Source organism: Paenibacillus massiliensis 2301065 = DSM 16942, assembly GCF_000377505.1.
Lineage (GTDB): Bacteria > Bacillota > Bacilli > Paenibacillales > Paenibacillaceae > Paenibacillus > Paenibacillus massiliensis.
Window position 1 is genome coordinate 192,539 of record NZ_KB898191.1, and the last position, 19,493, is coordinate 212,031.

General features: G+C 49.8%; 18 protein-coding genes. 4 read left to right on the forward strand and 14 right to left on the reverse strand.

The genetic code is table 11. The features are described from left to right. Positions 1–118 precede the first annotated feature (118 nt). From D328_RS0115505 to hemE, 9 genes are all read right to left on the reverse strand, one after another. A complete protein-coding gene (locus D328_RS0115505) occupies positions 119–2,035 on the reverse strand; it encodes an ABC-F family ATP-binding cassette domain-containing protein (protein WP_018885937.1) in 1,917 nt (638 codons plus the stop codon). Between the two features lie 192 nt (positions 2,036–2,227). Further along, on the reverse strand, positions 2,228–2,803 hold the full coding sequence (locus tag D328_RS0115510) for a TetR/AcrR family transcriptional regulator (protein ID WP_018885938.1): 576 nt from the start codon (positions 2,801–2,803) through the stop codon (positions 2,228–2,230). A 54-nt stretch (positions 2,804–2,857) separates the two neighbouring features. Next, positions 2,858–3,658, reverse strand: a complete 801-nt coding sequence (locus tag D328_RS0115515) for a DUF92 domain-containing protein (protein WP_018885939.1) — start codon at positions 3,656–3,658, stop codon at positions 2,858–2,860. 96 nt (positions 3,659–3,754) lie between these two features. Further along, on the reverse strand, positions 3,755–4,378 hold the full coding sequence (locus tag D328_RS0115520; RefSeq protein WP_018885940.1) for a fumarylacetoacetate hydrolase family protein: 624 nt from the start codon (positions 4,376–4,378) through the stop codon (positions 3,755–3,757). Positions 4,379–4,652: 274 nt separating this feature from the next. Then, positions 4,653–5,402, reverse strand: a complete 750-nt coding sequence (locus D328_RS0115525) for a glycerophosphodiester phosphodiesterase (RefSeq protein WP_018885941.1) — start codon at positions 5,400–5,402, stop codon at positions 4,653–4,655. Between the two features lie 93 nt (positions 5,403–5,495). Then, entirely contained in the window at positions 5,496–6,956 is a 1,461-nt protein-coding gene (locus D328_RS0115530) for a CapA family protein (protein WP_018885942.1), read from the reverse strand. Between the two features lie 213 nt (positions 6,957–7,169). Continuing rightward, positions 7,170–8,618, reverse strand: a complete 1,449-nt coding sequence (hemG, locus tag D328_RS0115535; RefSeq protein WP_018885943.1) for a protoporphyrinogen oxidase — start codon at positions 8,616–8,618, stop codon at positions 7,170–7,172. A 7-nt stretch (positions 8,619–8,625) separates the two neighbouring features. After that, entirely contained in the window at positions 8,626–9,567 is a 942-nt protein-coding gene (gene hemH / locus D328_RS0115540; protein ID WP_018885944.1) for a ferrochelatase, read from the reverse strand. A 41-nt stretch (positions 9,568–9,608) separates the two neighbouring features. Next, on the reverse strand, positions 9,609–10,670 hold the full coding sequence (gene hemE, locus D328_RS0115545; RefSeq protein WP_018885945.1) for a uroporphyrinogen decarboxylase: 1,062 nt from the start codon (positions 10,668–10,670) through the stop codon (positions 9,609–9,611). Positions 10,671–10,963: 293 nt separating this feature from the next. On the opposite strand from hemE, the gene D328_RS0115550 reads away from it, so the two are divergent. Beyond that, positions 10,964–12,172, forward strand: a complete 1,209-nt coding sequence (locus D328_RS0115550; protein ID WP_018885946.1) for an MFS transporter — start codon at positions 10,964–10,966, stop codon at positions 12,170–12,172. A gap of 363 nt (positions 12,173–12,535) precedes the next feature. On the opposite strand, the gene D328_RS0115555 is transcribed toward D328_RS0115550, so the two are convergent. After that, the gene (locus tag D328_RS0115555) at positions 12,536–13,168 is read right to left on the reverse strand and encodes an O-methyltransferase (protein WP_018885947.1); all 633 of its coding nucleotides are present in this window, start codon (positions 13,166–13,168) and stop codon (positions 12,536–12,538) included. Between the two features lie 394 nt (positions 13,169–13,562). Here D328_RS0115555 and D328_RS0115560 point away from each other — a divergent pair, with 394 nt between their 5' ends. The 3 genes from D328_RS0115560 (at position 13,563) to D328_RS0115570 (ending at position 18,063) form a co-directional block, all read left to right on the forward strand. Then, the gene (locus tag D328_RS0115560; protein WP_018885948.1) at positions 13,563–14,714 is read left to right on the forward strand and encodes a THUMP domain-containing class I SAM-dependent RNA methyltransferase; all 1,152 of its coding nucleotides are present in this window, start codon (positions 13,563–13,565) and stop codon (positions 14,712–14,714) included. Positions 14,715–14,953: 239 nt separating this feature from the next. After that, positions 14,954–15,565: an SMI1/KNR4 family protein gene (locus tag D328_RS0115565; RefSeq protein ID WP_018885949.1), complete on the forward strand. Its 612-nt coding sequence runs from the start codon at positions 14,954–14,956 to the stop codon at positions 15,563–15,565. 473 nt (positions 15,566–16,038) lie between these two features. Further along, positions 16,039–18,063 carry an LTA synthase family protein gene (locus D328_RS0115570; RefSeq protein WP_018885950.1) on the forward strand — a complete coding sequence of 675 codons (2,025 nt, stop codon included), beginning with the start codon at positions 16,039–16,041 and terminating at the stop codon, positions 18,061–18,063. Between the two features lie 117 nt (positions 18,064–18,180). Here D328_RS0115570 and D328_RS0115575 read toward each other — a convergent pair whose 3' ends face one another. The 4 genes from D328_RS0115575 to D328_RS0115590 all read right to left on the reverse strand — a co-directional run bounded on the left by D328_RS0115575 (position 18,181) and on the right by D328_RS0115590 (position 19,468). Next, entirely contained in the window at positions 18,181–18,453 is a 273-nt protein-coding gene (locus D328_RS0115575) for a hypothetical protein (RefSeq protein WP_018885951.1), read from the reverse strand. Between the two features lie 98 nt (positions 18,454–18,551). Continuing rightward, complete coding sequence (locus tag D328_RS0115580; protein ID WP_018885952.1) at positions 18,552–18,791, reverse strand: DUF1450 domain-containing protein; 240 nt, start codon at positions 18,789–18,791, stop codon at positions 18,552–18,554. A 22-nt stretch (positions 18,792–18,813) separates the two neighbouring features. Then, positions 18,814–19,116, reverse strand: coding sequence for a heme biosynthesis protein HemY (locus D328_RS0115585; protein WP_018885953.1), 303 nt, complete (start codon positions 19,114–19,116; stop codon positions 18,814–18,816). A 97-nt stretch (positions 19,117–19,213) separates the two neighbouring features. Beyond that, positions 19,214–19,468 (reverse strand): hypothetical protein, encoded by a 255-nt coding sequence (locus tag D328_RS0115590; protein WP_025679328.1) that lies wholly within the window; start codon positions 19,466–19,468, stop codon positions 19,214–19,216. Between the last annotated feature and the right edge of the window lie 25 nt (positions 19,469–19,493).

Below are 19,493 nucleotides of genomic sequence, written 5' to 3' on the forward strand. Positions count from 1 at the left end.
CTTCCTCCTCTCCAACCTGTTACCTCTTAAACTAACTGAACTGGAAAAAGGTTCATTTCTAACGTCAACATAAAAAAACCGCAAGTCACCAAATAAGGCGACTGCGGTCCAATTGATACTATTTGTTCTCTTCGATTCGTTCAGCCAGCTCATTCAGATAGGTCCAGCGCTCCATCAGACGCTCCAGCTCAGCCTCTGCCTGTGCCTGCTGCTGCATTAGCTCCTGCAGCCGCAACGAGTCGCTGAACGCCTTTTCCATCTCTGCTGCGATCTGCACCAGATGCTCTTCAGCCTGCGCTACCAGCTCGTCAATCTGCTCATATTCACGCTGCTCCTTGTAGCTGAATTTCAGCTTTTCCTTTTTGGGAGCCTGCTCCTGCTTCTCCGTAGCCGTCTTCTTCACGGCTGCAGCGCTCGCTGACGCCGTCTCAGCAGCATGACGTGCCATCCACTCCGCATATTCCGTATAGTTGCCTACATGGGTCCGAACCTTTCCGTTCCCCTCGAAGGCCATGATTTTATCTACAGTACGATCCAAGAAATAACGATCATGGGATACAGTAATAACCACACCAGGGAAGTCATCCAGATAATCCTCTAACACGCCAAGTGTCTGAATATCCAGATCATTCGTCGGCTCATCCAGCAGCAGTACGTTAGGAGACTCCATCAGTACACGCAGTAGATATAGACGCCGCTTCTCTCCGCCGGACAGTCTTCCAATAATCGTCCACTGCATCCCAGGTGGGAAAAGGAAGCGTTCGAGCATTTGTGCAGCCGTGATTGTACTGCCATCTTCTGTTCGTATAATCTCGGCGCCCTCTTTGATGTATTCAATAACACGCTGATTCATGTCCATATCCTGGTGCTCCTGAGTGTAGTACCCCAGCTTCACCGTGCTGCCAAGCACAACTTGTCCCTGATCCGGCTCCAGCCTGCCAGCGATCATATTCAAGAGCGTCGACTTGCCGCTTCCATTCGGTCCGACAATCCCAATTCTGTCACCGGGAACCGCCGTGTAGTCCAGATTACTGATCAATACACGACCTTCCACGGATTTGTTCAGCTGCTCCAGCTCCATGATTTTCTTGCCGAGACGAGAAGATGCAACCGAGACATCCATAGCTCCGCCTCGTTGCTCTGGCTGTTGCTCCTTCAGCTTCTCAAAGCGTTCAATGCGAGCTTTCTGCTTAGTCGTTCGAGCCTTGGCTCCGCGCCGTATCCAGGCCAGCTCATTGCGAAACAGATTCTGACGCTTCTGCTCCGAGGCTGCCTCTCGTTCCTCACGCTCAGCCTTTAGCTCCAGAAAACGAGTGTAATTCGCCTCATAACGATACAGATTACCACGATCCAGCTCCAGCATGACTGTAGCGACACGATCAAGAAAATAGCGATCGTGCGTGATCATTAACAACGCGCCACGTCGCTTCTGCAAATATTGCTCCAGCCATTCAACAGAGTCGTTGTCGATATGGTTCGTCGGCTCGTCCAGAATCAGCAGCTCGCAGGGCTGAATCAGGGCAGCAGCCAGTGCTACCCGCTTACGCTGCCCCCCTGACAGACTGCCCATGAGTGCGTCGAATTGCGTGATGCCAAGCCTTGTCAGTACTGCCTTCGCTTCACTTTCTAACGTCCAGGCTTGCAGCGCATCCATCCGCTGGTTGACCTCAAGCAGCCTCTTCTGCAACGATTCGTTACCTGGCTGTAGCTCCAACTGCTCCATAACTTCTGTATATTCACGTACCACCTTCATCTCCGGCAGGCCTCCGCCGAAGATGTGCTGTAGTACTGTTGCTTGCTCATCAAATTCTGGATTCTGTGCGAGGTATTGAATCCGCACATCGTTATTGACCGCAATTTGTCCACTGTCCGGTGTCTCAATCCCTGCAATTGTGCGCAGAAATGTTGATTTACCCGTACCGTTGACACCGACTACTCCGATCTTATCCTTGTCATCCATGCCGAAGGATACTTCGTGGAAGAGTGTCTTGACCCCATAGCTTTTGGATAATTGTTCTACCGTTAATATGTTCATGGCTTTGCCCTACACTTTCTATGAACTGACCTTCTTTTACTGTCATTTAATTGAACCAATATTCCTCCACAGCCGTCACTTCATGATTTGAATAAAGTATTGATTGTAATTGTCGTGTCCTAGATTGTGGTGTGCGTATGCTTGATGCTACACTCACTACATTCGCTACATACACCCACACCTGTGAAGCTACTATCTGATAGGCATTGCCCGGCAGCCCCCCAAAAACAGATTCGCGGCAAGCTCAACAGTAGTTAGCAGCTCTGCCTCCTCATATTCCTGGTTGAACATGAAATCCATCTTAAGCCGCTCCAGCATACCGATCAAGGCTTTGGCATGCAAGGATGCATTACTTACCTCGGCTTGCTCCAGCACCTGGGTCACAAAATCTGTATACCGTTGAATGAAGCCTCTCATATATTCCATCAATTCTGGATCATTGTTGGGTAGCATGAAGAACAGCTTCGAATGATGCCTCCGCTCATAATGATACCGCAAATGAAGGCTGGCCATTCTATGAATCTGCTCCTCGAAGGCACACCCTTGAACGGAATGACTGAGCCGCTCCAGGAACTGCTCACAATCACGACGTGTTACGGCCTTGAACAGCTGCTCCTTACTTTCGAAATACAGATAGACGGTACCTTTGGCAATTCCTGCCTGCTCTGCAATCTCCGAAATCTTCGTTTCGTAGAAGCCCTTGGTACCGAAAATATCATAAGCCGCGTCCAGGATCGCCTCCTGCTTATCTCCATGCAGGGCGCTCATATAGCCCCTTCCCCCTTTCTGTCTTGTTGCCCGATCGGGTGCTCTGTTCTAGATTCATAGAGTCAGTGCCAGCAATGCCAGCGCACCACCGACAATAGAGCTGATCAGATTCACAGCATCATTGCTCATCCAGCCCCAGCCGCGAACGGCAAGAGTCTCTTGACCGCAGTGCATCTCTACCTCAACCTCGCGGCCACATACCTTGCAGCGATGCATGAGCTGCACCGTAGCCCCGAGATACGAATCTGTGAATGCTCCCCCTATACCAGCAACGCCTCCGATCAGCAGCCATTCCCACCAACCAAGTAGGGTAGCTCCCTCTACTAGCTGGAACAGCCAGGCACCAACACCAATGGTCATTCCACCTGCTAGCGCTGCCCCGGTACCAAGCCATGAGACGCCTCCAGAAGTACCTGGCTGCATTACTTTGCCGTTCAGAATGAACCGCGGTGGCTTCCGGCTCAAGCTACCGATCTCGGTCGCCCAGGTATCTGACGTTACCGTAGCCATAACCCCAATGAAGAATAGGGCCCACACGGGATGTGGCCATACGAAGTTCAAGATGCACAGCAGCATTCCGATACCACCGTTCGCCAGCACCTGCCCCGCATCACGGTTCCCGGTCTTGGCATAGGACTTCTCTAATTCAGCCTTCCGTCCCTGCTTATACTTGGATAGAGCTGTAGACGTGATGAAGAATAACAGCAATGTACCGAACCAGAACAGATTGCCTGCTCCATAATATACAGTACCCATGATTACAGCTGCTGCACAGCCGGACAACGTCAGCGAGCGTCTCCGGTATGCAGCTCCGCTCACCAGCAGCGCAGCTGCTGCTCCAATGATCCAGTCCACATTAGCCTCCTGCACAATGACATGACTTCAAGCGCGCTTCAAGCATTGCGCCCCATTCTTTACAACTATTCGCTACAGCAGACCTTCACATCAACACTAGCCGATCTTGCACGAGCCTTGTGATTCATTTCCCCACTGAAGCTCCAATATATCTCCGCGAACCGTTGGTCCCACTCCTTCGGGAGTGCCTGTAAAGATGATATCTCCCGCTCCCAGACCGTAATGCTCAGCAATATAATCCGCTACAACCTGCAAGGAGAAGATCAGATTCGATAGGTTACCGCGCTGTACCACCTGTCCATTCTTCAACAGCGTGAAATCATGCTGAAGCAGAGCCTCCATGCCTGGAAACGGAAGAAACGGTGTAATTGGCGCAGAATTTTTGAAGCCTTTGGCAGCCGTCCAAGGGTGGCCCTTCTGCTTGATGACCGACTGTACATCACGCAGCGTAAAATCAATGCCAAAGGCAAAGCCGCTAATGCTCTCCGCAAGTGACATCCCTGGTTCGTAGTGACTTCCCAACTGCAATACAAGCTCTGCCTCATAGTGAAGCTCTCCGCGGTTCAATGGAAGATTCAGTGCATCTCCATTCATAGGTACAACCGCATGCGACGGCTTCATAAAAATCATTGGTTGTTCGGGTACAGCATTACCCAGTTCCTCAGCATGTAATTTATAATTACGTCCTACACAATACACATTGCGGATTTCCTTCATCATTCTCGTCAGCCACCTTTGTCTGTATAGATTGAAGTTACTACGACTAAAATTTGTAACAAATCAGCTCAGAAGCTTATATAGCTAAATCAGGAGCTTATATGGCTAAATCAAGAGCTTAAATAGTACGGATTATGAACGTATGTAGGGCATGATTAAGTGTGATACAGCCAGAATATGGCCCGTTACAATCCGCTACGATCGAGATGACTTTACTGTCAGTCAACAGTAACGCTTGACTATATGGTGCCTACGAATGCCTTCCTGGCAAGAGGGATTATAGGAACGGCAGCCAATTGCGCCTGGATATGGCCGTCGGCCACAGCTCAGGGCGATTCGTGCAGATCAGCAATTCCGAATCCATAGCAGCAAGTCGCCTCATAAGTCGCAACTGATCGACCGTCCAGGCCATGACGATAATTCCCCTCTCCGCCATCTTGCGGAGCAATTGCTTGTTCACATGGGGATAACCGAGCGATAGAAACGTGCACTCCAGCTTATCCAGCTGTTCTGCGAGATCGTTGGGGGCGGCGTCAATGATCAGTCCGGTTCGTATCTCAGAATCAAGTACCTTGACCTGACGAAGCGTCTGCCGGTCAAATGAAGTGAGCACCACATCCCTCTCCATCCCACGTGCCATTATCTCTCGCAGCACTGCCTTCTCCAGACCTGGGTACATATTGCCCGACGTCTTAAGCTCAATATTAAGCGACACGGAGCCCTGGCACAAATCCAGCACCTCACTAAGCTGTGGGACATGCTCTCCTGCGTACTTCGATGATTTCCAGGCTCCTGCATCCAATCGTACCAGCTCTGCGGACGTCATATCCCTCACAAGTCCTGTTCCGTTCGTCGTTCGATCCACCTTGAAATCATGAATGACCATCGGTACACCGTCACGGGATAATTGTACATCTATCTCAATCCAGCTAACAGCAGAACAGTCCAAGGCCAATTGGAAAGCAGCCATCGTATTCTCTGGAGCAGCATCTGAGCAGCCGCGGTGAGCTACACAACCGTTCCTCATCACACAGCCTCCTTGGGCAAAAGGATGATTGTTCTCCCTTGTTTTGTATCATGGACGCATTTCATCATTTACACATTGCATCATGTACGCCTTTTATCGCGTCGTCACACGTCCATCTGCTTCGATTTGGGCCCCACCGATGGATACCGCGGTCAATTCCCGATATAGCTGGCTTGCCTCCTCGGCTCCCATAGGTACAGGCTGACCCAATTCAGTACGATAAGGGATAAGCTGCAGCTGGCAATCCCCCTGCTTGGTGCACGAGGCTTGAAAAATGGCAGTCTGCAGCGTTAACGGGTCCAGAGCTTTGGAGAAAATAAAGTTACCCGTGCTATAAGCAATCCATTTCCCTTTATACTGCTCTAGTCCCTGTAATACATGTGGATGTCCGCCCATGACGAGATCGGCTCCAGCATCAATGAATTCATGTGCAAGCTTGCTTTGATGCGCCTCAAGCGTCCTCGTCTTCTCCTTACCCCAATGAGCAGTTACTATGACCAGATCTGCTTGCTTGCGCGCTTCTCGGATTGCTTTCAATGCCAGGGTGGAATCATAGGCCCCTGCAACACCAGGCCCATTACCAGCATACCAGCTGACTTTGGGAATAACACGGCTAAAGCCAAGCAGAGCGATTCTGATCCCGTTTCTCTCATAGTAGATTGGTGCGTAAGCCCGCTCCGCTTGCTTGCCTGCACCCATATATCCAATGCCATATTGCTGCAGGTAGCTCATCGTATCCAGCAGCCCTTCTACTCCTTGATCCAAAATGTGATTATTGGCTAAATTCACAGCGTCCATGCCAGCTGCTGCAAGAGCAGAAAGTGCCTTCGGCGAGGATTTATAGACATAGGTCTTGTCTTCGGCCTTCTGTCCACGAGTCGTGACCGGGGTTTCCAGATTACCAACCGTTAGGTCGTCCGTCCGAAATAGATCCCCAAGATATTGATACGGAAAATCAAAGCCCTTGCTCTCCAGCCGCTCTTCGACCTTGCCGGCAAATTGAATATCGCCCACAAAGTGCATGAGCACCCGATCAACTGAACCGCTCCCTGTGGAAGTATCCCCACCTTCTACAGGAGCAATAGTCTCCTGCTGTGCCATGTCCTCTATTGTTGGGGAGCTGCCACCAGCGGCCTCATCCATCTGTCTCGGTTCGTCGGCTTCTGAACGTTCAGGTGTGTCTGCTGCTACGCCGCTGTCGTCTGTCGGTTTGTCATCAGTAGATTCATCCTCAGCACTTGCTTGCTGTGTCTTCTCTTCTCCCTCTGTTCCGAACTGTTCAGTGACAGAAGTATCACTGTCCACGGCACCATCGAATCGTTCCTGCTCACCGTTATGTTCAGCTACAGCACGGCTGTTGTCTGCCATTTCCGGATTCGATGCTGTAGCTTGATGATTGTTCATCCAGGCTCCCGTATGTTCAGTCCAGAGGTAGACGCCTACCACTGCTCCAATCATGAGCAGCAAAGTCAGGTTCACCATCATCATGATTCTGGTTTTATGCTTGCGACGTTTCTTTTGCTTATTATACTTCTCGCTTCTTGAGAGGGGCATCATTCTCTCCTTTATCATGTCATAGAAGCCGCATAGTCGTCACAGACAATCCAGCTTAACTCTATTTCCGTTCGGGTACTCATTTTATTATATAACAGCGCTGTTTACAAAGAGAACCCCCCGCTGTCGGCGGAGGGTTCAACTACAATAGGTCTTTGGGCCTTGAACTTCGAGACTGTGGTAGCAGTGATCATCCACTAGCAGTCTTTGGCATTACCTTGCAGCAACGGAGGACAAGCCTGCCCGCTCCACTGCTATGCCAGCATATTCCTTAGCTTGACGAATACAGTCCGGCAATCCAATTGCATCATAACCCGCTCCGGCGACGTATACTCCTGGCAGCACGTCACCAAGCTCCTTGCGTAGGGTTGCCACATTAGCTGTGTGACCTACCGGATACTGAGGCATGGAGTTGGGGAGCCGGGTAATCTCGGTGAATAGCGGCTCAGCAGTTACACCCATGAGATCGCGTATGTCCTTACGCACCCGTTCAATCAGCTCCTGATCTGGCAGACCAACGCTCTGCTCGGCACCTGCTCGGCCAACATAGCAGCGCAGCAGTACCTTGTCCTCTGGACTGGTGTGCAGCCATTTGGCTGAGGTCCAGGTACAAGCCGTGATGTCTCTGCCCTCTTTGCGCGGCACGAGGAAGCCAGAGCCGTCGAATACATTCTCGATGTCTGCTCGCTCGAAGGCCATAATCACATTGGCCACTGAAGCGTAGTTCATCGCTGCAAGCTCCTTGGTATCTACGTGGGGGCTCAGGAGGGGAGCCGCTGCGAATGTAGGAACCGTTACGAATATTTCATCTGCCTCCAGCAATGTCCCATTATCCAGTTGTACGGTGTATCGTGAAGCTATGCTTGCGCCCGCAGCGGTCTTGTGTATGGCAACAGCGCCCGTACCGGTGAGCAATTCGCATGATTGCAGCTCATGAATCAAGGCATGTACCAGGCTTTGTAAACCTTGTCTAAAGGTCATGAACATGCTCTTCCGTGTGCCTGTGTGCGTCTCCTGCGGCTTTCTTCCGGTCATCATACCGCGAATCAGGCTCCCATACTCGCGTTCGACATCACCGAACTGGGGAAAAGTGGCATGCAGACTAAGCTGATGCATCTCAGCCGCATATATGCCTGCAAGCAGCGGCTCCGTAATGTTCTCCAGCACCTCTCTGCCCAGCCGTCGCTCGATCAGCTCGCCCAGCGGCTCGTCCTCTGTGCTTCGCCGTGGCGGAATGAGGAAATCCATCAGCGCCCTAAGCTTGCCCGCTCCCGATACAAGACCGCTCTGGAGAAACGGCTTCAGCTCCGTCGGAATCCCAAGCACCAAGCCAGGTGGCATAGGATGAAGTCGCCCATTCTGCACGATATACGTCTTCTTGGCCTCCGGGTTGGTCGTAACCAGCTCATGATCCAGCTCTAGCTCCTTCGCCAAATCTATCATGGCCGTCTTACGGGCCAGAAATGAATCAGGTCCCTTCTCAATGACAAAGCCATCCTTGTGTAAAGTCTCAATCTTTCCGCCAAGGACAGGGGCCTTCTCCAGCACGGTAATCTGCGGCTCGTAGCCTGCTTCCTTAAAGAGCTTGCGACTATAAAAGGCAGCGCTAAGACCGGTGAGTCCGCCTCCGATAATGACGATTCTGCGCGGTGTTAATCCCATGTCCTCTTCATCCCTTTTTCCATCGGCTTATAACGACATCACTCAACGTCTCCATATACAGGGGATCACTATTAAGCGAGTCAGTCCGTTGTAATCTCATATCCAGCTCGCGTGCCACGGCCTGAGCTTCGATATCCAGATCATACAATACCTCCAGATGGTCGGATACGAAGCCGATCGGGGCCGACAATACGTACTCCACCTGTTCCTCATGCAACACATGCAAAGTATCTAGAATGTCTGGTCCGAGCCATGGCTCTGCCGTCCTGCCTGCACTCTGCCATGTGAACTGCCAGGACCCCACTCCAGCCTGCTCCGCTATAGCCTTGGAGGTCTCCATCAGTTGATCCACATAAGGATCACCCATCTCCAGAATTCGCTCAGGAAGACTATGGGCACTGAACAACACCCGTACAGAAGCTCGGTCTGCGCCTGCTTCCTCGAACAAATCCAGCTTGGCTGTCACACGGTTCGTCAATGCCTTGATCAGCAATGGATGCAGATGGTAGCTCTCCACAAAATCCATCTGGATACCTAGCTCCTGTGCCTTCTCTTCTGCCCTCTTAATATAACTGCCAACGCTCATGACGGAATAGTGAGGTGCCAGGACCACGCCGATCCCCCGCTGAATACCATCGCGGGCCATCGCCTCAACACCATCCTCAATAAACGGTGCAGCATGCTTCAAGCCTTGATAGCATACGAACTCAACGTTCGGATCTGGATTGTTGCGTCCCAGTGCTTCCTGTACATTTTTGACCTGACGATCTGTATTCTCACGCAACGGGAATACTCCGCCCACGATAGCCTTGTAACGATCTGTTAGCTCCTGCAGCTGCTCTGCTGACGGAGCACGCCCACGACGGATATGTGTGTAATAGGCCTCGACTTGCTCCAGACTCTCCGGCGTGCCATATGACATAACAAGTACACCTATCTTCGTTTTCATCAGTGTGGTACCTCCGGTTCATTTAATTGTGCGTATATAAATTAACGCGTTACTCCTACACCTTTGCTAATAGCCGCTGCTGAATATTCATGAATGTAAGTTGTCAGCTCACGTAGCTTATCGAGTGACGCTTCAGGAAATAACCCATGTCCCAGATTGAAGATGTAGCCAGGATTCTGCATCCCTTCGTCTATAATCACCTTAGCCCGCTCCTGAATTACCTTCATCGGAGCTGTGAGCACGTACGGGTCCAAATTGCCTTGTACACTAAATTTGTCCCCAAGTCGATGTCTTCCTTCGGTAATGGATACGCGCCAGTCAAGGCCAATAACATCAGCCTTAAGTCCTGAGAGCAACGGTAACAGTTCTCCCGAGCTTACGCCTGGAAAATAGATCTTGGGCACATGCAAGTCCGCTAATTCGTCAAAAATTCGCCGAATTGTCGGCAATACGTAATATTCGAAATCCTTGGGCGCGAGCGCACCAACCCAGCTGTCGAATAGCTGGAAAGCCTTACCACCATTAGCTATGTGCGCACGTAGATACGTAATAACCATATCGCCCAGCTTATCCATAAGGCGGAACCACATGTCTGGCTCTCCATACATCATTTCCTTTGTACGAATATACCCCTTGGACGGTCTACCTTCGATCAGATAGCTTGCAATCGTGAATGGCGCTCCGGCAAAAGTGATCAGCGGTACCTTCAGCTCACGATCCAGAATTCGGATGGTCTCCATAATGTGACTCAGGTCCGCATCCACGTCAATGGGACGCAAGCGGTCGATATCTGCTGCGCAACGGATCGGATTCTCGATGACTGGTCCTATATTTTTTACGATATCAAAATCAATACCGAGCGAAGCAACCGGATTCATAATATCCGAATACAAAATAGCAGCGTCCACTCCTAGCTTGCGTACTGGCATTAGAGTGACTTCTGCGGCTAATTCAGGCTGTTTGCATATTTCAAGCAAGGAATATTTCTCTTTAATCTTACGGTATTCCGGGTCGTATCTCCCGGCCTGCCTCATGTACCAGACAGGAATATGATCCACCTGCTCCCTATAGCAGGCGCGAATGAATGTATCGTTGTATGTCATTAATGTAAGCCCCCAATTCAAGTAAATACCCGACCGTCGAATTGCAGCTTTCGCAATCCTTTGCGCAAAACTCTTATATTATTATGCCCTTTTTAGCAAGCCGGAACAACCTCGATACAACAGCTAACGATGACAAACCCGTGACAGTTGGATAAAGTTTGCATGAAGTGTGTTATACTAGTGGGACGGCTTTTTTTGGTTATCACCTTTTATAAGACACCCGATCCGTTTCTATCTGCTGCTGTTGGATATATAGAAATCAGGGTTTCTTTTGGTGAAAGGATGTGTTCGTCTTGCCTAGATGGAAGATCAACCTGATTGTGCTCTGGTTTGGTCAATTTTTGGTTAATGCGGGTATGACTATGATTACCCCGTTTTTATCTTTATATCTTGCGAGGGATTTGAATGTTGTAGATGAGCATGCGATCGGCCTATGGGCCGGCTTTATTTTTGCCGCCAACTTTCTAACCTCGTTCATTTTCCAGCCTTTGTGGGGCAAGCTGGCTGACCGCTATGGACGGAAAATCATGCTGCTGCGCTCAGGCTTTGGCATGGCCATCGTTATCGGGTGTATGGGACTTGTCACGCATCCCTGGCAGCTCCTTGCACTGAGGCTCCTGAACGGTACAATTTCCGGATTCAACCCAGCCTCAATCTCTCTGATCTCCAGCACGACTCCCAAAGAACGGATGGGCTTTTCCATGGGGATCATGCAGTCGGGACAGATGGCAGGGACGATTCTGGGGCCGTTGCTCGGTGGATTCATGGCGGATCTGGTCGGGTTCAGGCCAATCTTCTATATTACAGGTGGACTGATTTTCGCTGCGAGCTTGTTGGCGTTATTTCTGGTAAAAGAGAATTTCAGCCGCTCCGAGGCGGCCAAGATGCCGCAGACCTCTGTCCTGGAAGGCCTGAAGGAATTGAGCCATACACCACAGCTCCCGGCTCTGTTCACCGTCACCTTCCTGCTACAGTTCGCCATGATCAGTACAGTGACGCTCCTTCCGCTATATGTACAGAATTTGTACGGAACCGCTGAGGGTATTGCGCTCGTGGCCGGGTTCGTCACTGCAGTAACTGGCTTATCCAATATGCTCTCTTCACCGATTCTCGGTCGGGTAAGCGACAGGGTCGGGGCGCATCGCGTGCTGCTGGTAGCACTGGCGGGTACAGCTATGATGCTCATTCCCCAAGCCTTCGTACAATCAGTCACCCAGCTCGCAGCGGTCCGATTCATGATGGGGGTATTTATGGGCGGGCTTCTGCCTAGTGTGAATGCGTTAATTCGCTCATACACGCCAGAAGGAATGGAGAGCCGGGCCTTCGGCTTCAATACCAGTGCTCTAGCGCTGGGGAACATGCTGGGCGCTGTTATTGGCGGGGTGTTGTCAGGCTTCATTGGTATTGAGGGCTTGTTCATTATGTCAGGCTGCATGCTACTCGTGAATATGGTCTGGGTGCGCCTGAAGCTCTACAAGCACACGGAGCATGAATTTAGATAAGCAGTTATTGAAATGCCATGAAATGGCTACCTGGGTCAGCTCTTGTTTATTTATGTAGAATATACGTTGGGAGCTTGGGTGAACGTTCCGCGAACAGATCGTTGTTCCAATCGCTGCGCTTCTCCACAACCATTCTGTCCTCTCCACTGTTCAAGCGGAGGAACCATAATATACCGTGAATCAATTCTTTCCATTACACTTGAGTGTGGGGCAAAGAAGGTAGAAATGAACACAAATGCAGAGCAGCGATTCTCCACTAACAGAATCGCTGCTTGTTGGCGTTTTATGCCTTTACTTTCCTTTTGCTTTTGGTTTTAAGAAGACATGAGCCTGTCTCCGCCTACCTAAATAGAACAGACTTTTTTACTTGACCCGAGCAAGAGCCAACCCGTCATAGGCAGGCAGTAACAATCCTGTCAGTCGCTCATCACTTGCGATCATCTCATTGAAGCGACGCACCGCCTGTACGGAGGGTCCATTTTTGTCCGGATTAAGTGTCCTGCCGCGCAAAAAACAATTGTCCCCCGCAATGATAGCTCCAGGGTTAGCAAGGGAAATCGCATATTCCAAATACACAGGATAATTCTCTTTGTCCGCATCAATGAAAAAGAAATCAAATCTTCTGCCCTCAGCCTGCAACTGCTCCAAGGATTCCGCTGCTGGGCCAATCCGGTACTCTACCTGCCCTCCATAGCCATTCTCCGCCATGTGCTTGGCTGCCAGATCAGCATATTCCTGCTTCAGCTCCAATGACGTAATTCGCCCCTCCTCGCCAAGGCCTCTTGCCATGCATAATCCGCTATAGCCACCTAACACTCCGATCTCCAGTACCTGCTTGGACTGAGCCAGCTGTACCAGGAAGGTCAGTAACCGACCATAGGCATAAGCCACTGACACCTCAGGCATTCCTTTCTCCTTGATGACCTCCTTAATCCGCAGCAGTGCCTCGTCTTCCTTATATAATTGGTCTACATATTCGTCCGGGGACCAGTTCATAATCATCTCTCCTTAGCTACAATACAGCCATAGCCCCACAAGCTCAGCTCGGACTAGGCCAGTTCCATACTTTATCATAAGATAATTGTGTCGGCCAGCACAATCGCCTATACTGTAAAGATCGAATATTACGCGATCCTTGGCGGACCGAATACCTTGACCGAATCTGATTTCAGGTAGAATAATTCGGAGAGCGTAGTGGTTAGCGGAAAACGAGGAAGTCCTAGAGAAACGAAGTGTCCATCTTTAAGCTTGCTGTTCATCAGTTTTTCCATTTCGTTCGCGAACAGCAGAAAGCTTTAACAATGGTCGACAGGGCTCCCCGCTTGCAGCGGCCCTAAACTCTGGTCAAGGTACTAGACTCCGCAGGATCGAGATGGAGTGAATACAAGCAATGTCCCAACTGCAATTAATCGCTACAGCGCCCATGGGCTTGGAGGCTATCGTAGCCAGAGAGCTTAAGGAATTGGGCTACCATGATCAGATTGTCGAGAATGGACGAGTTATCTTTAGTGGAGATTTCATTGATATTTGTCGTTGCAACCTGTGGCTCCGTACCTCGGACCGAATTTTGGTCAAAATGGGAGAGTTCCCGGCTACCACCTTCGATGAGCTCTTTGAAGGAACCAAAGCCTTGCCTTGGCAGGACTGGATTCCTCAGGATGGGGAATTCCCGGTAGAAGGCCGCTCACACAAATCACAGCTTAGCAGTGTACCTGCCTGTCAGGGTATTGTGAAGAAAGCGATCGTCGAGAAGCTCAAGGAAACTTACCATACAGAGTGGTTCCCAGAAGATGGCCCACGCTACGTTATCGAAATCATTATGCTCAAGGATCAGGCCCTCTTGACGCTGGATACGACGGGTCCTGGTCTGCATAAGCGCGGCTACCGCAAGCTGGTCACGGAGGCTCCACTTAAGGAGACGCTCGCTTCGGCGCTCATTCAGCTCAGCCGCTGGACACCAGACAGACCGTTCTATGATCCATGCTGCGGCTCAGGCACACTCCTGATTGAAGCTGCCATGCAGGCGTGGAATCTTGCTCCGGGCATGCGTCGCACCTTCAACTCCGAGCGCTGGCCTGTCATTGGCAGCGAACGCTGGGAGCAGGCCCGCGAGGAGGCCATGGACCTTGTGCGCGACGATGTAGAATTCCACATTGCAGGTAGTGACAATGATCCAGCAGCGATCAAGGTAGCCGAGGCTGCTGTGAAGAGTGCCGGATTGGCTGGAGAGATCAGACTGGATATCCTCCCTGCCTCCAAGATCCGTCTTGAAGGAGAATACGGCTGTATGATTACCAACCCACCTTATGGTGAGCGTCTGAGTGACGCTCCGGAGGTCGAGAAGCTGATCCGTGGCCTTGGACTTACGGCTGCTGCCGTACCGACATGGTCATTCTTCACCATCAGCCCGACCAAGCAATTCGAGCACTACTGGGGACGCAAGGCAGACAAGCGTCGCAAGCTGTTCAATGGTCGCATCGAGTGCCAATATTATCAGTATCTCGGACCGCTACCCCCACGCCGCAAGTCTCCACAAGAGTAGCAGGGCAATAAAATACACAGACGACACTACAAGCGTTGTCTTCAAAAATTTCAGCTCATAAGCTTCCTTCGGGCCGACCTAACCGCATGCGATTAGGTCGGCTCGCCTATTTGCATTGAAATATGAGCTTACGTATAATTTCTGTGAGGCCTGCACGGTGTGACACCTACCATGTGAGACCTATAAATTGAGACCTACAACAATTAGTTATGACTAACAATGTGGGAGGATACGAGCAGATGAGCACAGAACAGATGCCAGAACAACGAGTATTTACATTAATGGAAGAACTGGATCATTTGCTGCGGGACAAAGTGCAGGATGAGGAGAATAAAGAACTGTTCGACTCGTACCGCCAGCTTGGGGGAGTAACAGACGAGCAGTTGGATGCCTTTGAGCAAGAGCTTGGTGTTCGTTTGCCGAACGATTTCCGTACCTTTTATAAACGCAAGAATGGTAGTGGGTATGGCTTTCATATCGTATATCCAGATCACGAGAAGGGCAGAGAAGCAGCACCCTTTTACTTATTGTCCCTGGAAAGGATTCTGAAGGAGCAAGAGATGGTTGTAGAGAGTACATTAGACCAATACTACACCGCTGAGGAAATTAGCAACCTGGATTCACGAATCAAGCCTTACTTATTTCAAAAGTCATGGATTACGTTTGGCATGCTTGGCGGAGGCTCCGTGTGTCTGATGCTCGACTTTGATCCGAGTGCACAAGGAACGTATGGGCAGATAATTATGTACGAGCATGATCCGGATTTTATATATTATGTGTCAGAGACGTTTACAGAGCTTTTAGAGCAATCCAATCGCAATTTAAGCTCAATCGAGGCGCTTGAGTACTAAGGTAAGAGAGAGCTATCATCCCTACAGCTGTTGCAGCTTGCCCTTTTATCCTTTAGTCGGGGCAGTCCTGTAACTAACATCATATGGATTCCAGAACCTCCATAGCTATGGAGGTTCTTTGAGTTGGTTACGACGAAGAAACGTTCCTTTTTCATCACATAATGAATATGCAGTAAACGGTTGAAAAGCTACAACTGGAGGCTATAATAAATAAAGGCCTTACCCGCATTAACATTACGTTAATATTCCATTTACATGAAGCTGCATATGGCAGGCGATAGACTGCACTCTGTAAGCTATGCAGAGCTATATAGAAAGTACAGTGCATGGATGTTACTTAGTGCCTTGACCAATCAGATATGAGTATAGACACGCTCTATGAGCCAAGCGCCAGTACAGCCGATACTTAGAGCTTGCATGATAGAATTTCGTGATGGTATAGAGATATGTAAGGCTATAAAGGGGGAAATCCATTGTTAAGACGCAAGACTCGCGCAGCAAGCAACCTGGGCGAGAATAAATATGCGTGGCTTCGGGCTGGTTCCGGGTTATGGCTATTCATCGGACTCATGCTATATAAGCTGACACTGTTACATCATCAACTCGATGCCCAAAATATTGATATGAATCCGGTCGATTATCTGATCGCAATCGGTTCCCTGCTGCTCGCCTCCTTCTGGACCTTGTGGCTACCAGGTCGTGCGAGACAAGCCGCTTTGCTGGTCCTTCATGTAATTATGACAGCAATCATCTATTCGGATATGGTGTATTACCGCTATTTTGGAGACTTCATTACGATTCCGGTACTATTGCAGGCGGGACAGGTCGATTCCTTGGGAGACAGCATTGCTTCGCTGCTGTACTGGAAGGATATTTTCTTCTTTATGGACTGGATTTTCTTCCTGCTCTGGATGATGGTGAAGCTCGTTCGCAGACGCAGGGACGCGTACAGCATGTACCTCTCGACTCCGAGGAGCCCTCGTTCCCGTTGGGTATGGGTCCAACGCCTGGTCAGCGGAGTAGTTGCCTTTGCCCTTGGATGGACTCTGACCTTCGTGCCCATTAACATCTACACATCTACCTGGGCCAAAGGCATCTTTGTCGGCAACTGGTGGTCGCTGGCTTTGTACAATGTTACAGGGCTAGTGGGATTCCATGGTTATGATCTTTACCGTTTCGGGAAGGAGCATATCGGGCCGAAGCCGATGCTGGGGAACGAACGGACCGAGGAGGCCAAAGCCTGGTTCGATCAGCATCAGCAGCTTCTCAATACGGACAATGACCTGCGTGGAAAATTCAAAGGCAGCAACGTGATGGTCATTCAGGGCGAAGCATTTATGAATTTCTTCATCGGTCAACAGGTTGGCGGCGAGGAGATCACACCCAACTTCAACAAGCTAATGGAAGAAAGCATGTATTTCAGCAATTTCTATCACCAGACGGGTCAGGGTCGTACCTCTGATGCTGATTTCAGTGCACATAGCTCTCTGCATCCGTTGCCTACCGGATCCGTGTTTATCCGATATCCAGCGAATACATTCGACATGCTGCCCTCAATTTTGAAAAATGAAGGCTATAGTCCTAATGTGTTTCATGCTTATGACAGCAGCTTCTGGAATCGTTATTCCATGTATAAAGCGATGCATTATGATCGTTTCTACAGTAAAAAGGATTTTGTCATTGACGAGCCGCTCGGTTGGTCACTCGGTGACAAGTCCATGTTCAGACAGTCTCTTAAAGCATTGACGACAGACGTAAAGAGCCCATTCTATGCGTTTATGATTACTTTATCCAGTCACCACCCTTATACTCTGACTGCGAAAGAGAACGTATTAGATGTCGGTGAACTTCAGGGCACGATGCTTGGAGATTATCTGCAATCCGTGCATTATGTCGATGCTGCCCTAGGCGAGCTGGTTGAGCAAATGAAGCAGGACGGCTTGTGGGATCATACCATTCTGATGTTCTATGGTGATCATGACAACTCCATTACAGAGCAGAAGCTGTATGAACAGTTCACAGGCCGTTCACTGAATGCACTGGATATGCAGCAAATTATGAATCAGGTTCCCCTTCTTGTGCATGTTCCTGGAGGTTCATTACAGGGAGTAGACTCCCAGCCAGCTGGACAGCTTGATCTAACGCCTTCCATCCTGCATTTGTTAGGAATCTCCCCAGAGCCTTATCATTTTATGGGGAATAATTTATTCGGAGATGCTGAACGGATGGTCGTGCTCCGCTCTGGCGCCTTCACAGACGGTAAAGTATATTACATCCCATCGGCTGATCAGGCTTTCGAGAATGGAACCTGTTATGATCTTGCCACGCGGACACCAACTGATGTACAGGCATGTGGACCCGGATTTCAGGAAGCTAAAAAGCGGCTTCAGATATCAGATGAAGTGATTACTTACAACCTGTTGCAGCTATGGGAGGATAAAGAGAACTTAATCAACCCGAATTCGACGAAGCCAACAGAAGCCAATACAGCAAACTAATCATCCACATACAGACATGGACACTTGCCGTCCTAAAATAAAAAAACCGTTGCATCGCAGATGGGATACAATCTCCAAATGCGAAGTAACGGTTTCTTTGTAAATAAATACCTGAAGCTACTGACGACGGTGCACCTGCTTAACCGCATCCAGACGCTTCTCTTCAATTGCCAGCATGTCTGCAGCCACCTCGACAGCGTCCTCCCCAAGACTTTCCTTCGCCTGCTTGATTGCATGCTCAGCATGGTCCTTGGAGCGTTCAGCCTGCTCAATCAATTGCTCCATCGGATGCGACATCGCTTGGGATACCGCATTATGCAGCCTGTCAACAGAATTTTGCGTCTGAGCCTCCACGCTGTGGGACTGCAGTCCGGAGTCGTACTGTGCCATGAACAGCCTCCTTCATCGACTTAATGAATGCCATTCATTAATATGAGTCAGTGAAGCCCTTCTTATGCAGAGTCTCACGCCAATTCAGCGCACAAGACTTAAGAATTGATCGAAGGCTGCTTGATGAACGCGGCAGCTTTAGCCAGCACCTCATCCTCTGTCGGCGCGCTGACATATCGACCATTCACATAGACGAAAGCCCGCTTGCCGCATGGTCCGCAATAGGATTTGCATCCAACCTTAATCTCGGCATCTGGCGCCATTTTTTGCAGCTTGGGCAGGATAGATTTCATCCGGACAAATTGGCACTTATCACATATGCGTATATCGTTAGCCATAATTGTTCCCTTCCATTAGCGATTAATGATCGCCGTGGTTGCCCTTGGAAGCATTCGTAATTACGAAGCCCTCTTCAGGAAAATACAAATAGTCAATCTTGACACCGTCCAGCAGGTCCTGTCCAGTCTCCAGAATCACATCGATCCCTTTATCCGTAGTTACTACAGTATCGTTCTCACCCGGCGTGTCCAAATCCAGACCGTAATGGGCGTGGTCCCCGTGTGCATGAGTAATGATAACTCGCAGCTTCTGACCACTGTTCTCCGGTTTGTCCAGTTCGCGTTGGAGCACCTTCGCAGCATTGCGTGTAATCTTGCAATTCATGGCTCTCATCTCCTATATAAACAAAATTCATTGGCGTATAGTCAATAGTCCTATTGTAAAGAATATAGTGCCATTACGCAATACACAGCGCTGCTTCCTAGACCAATAAATCAGGATATTTTCGCTCCACACGCTTCACAAACCAGGTCAATAACAGCACACTAATTGCAATATCATCCAGTGGCATGAAAGGAATCGGAATCAGCACATCAGGCAATACCCAGTACAGGGCTATCGGGATAAGAAACAGCAGCTTTTCTCTCCATGGAACTCTCGAAGAGCGGAGAAGCTTGGGCAGACGATGCATGAGATGACTCCAGCGACGAAGAGGCGGTACTTTTTTTACCTTCATACATTCACCCATTTTCTATGAAATT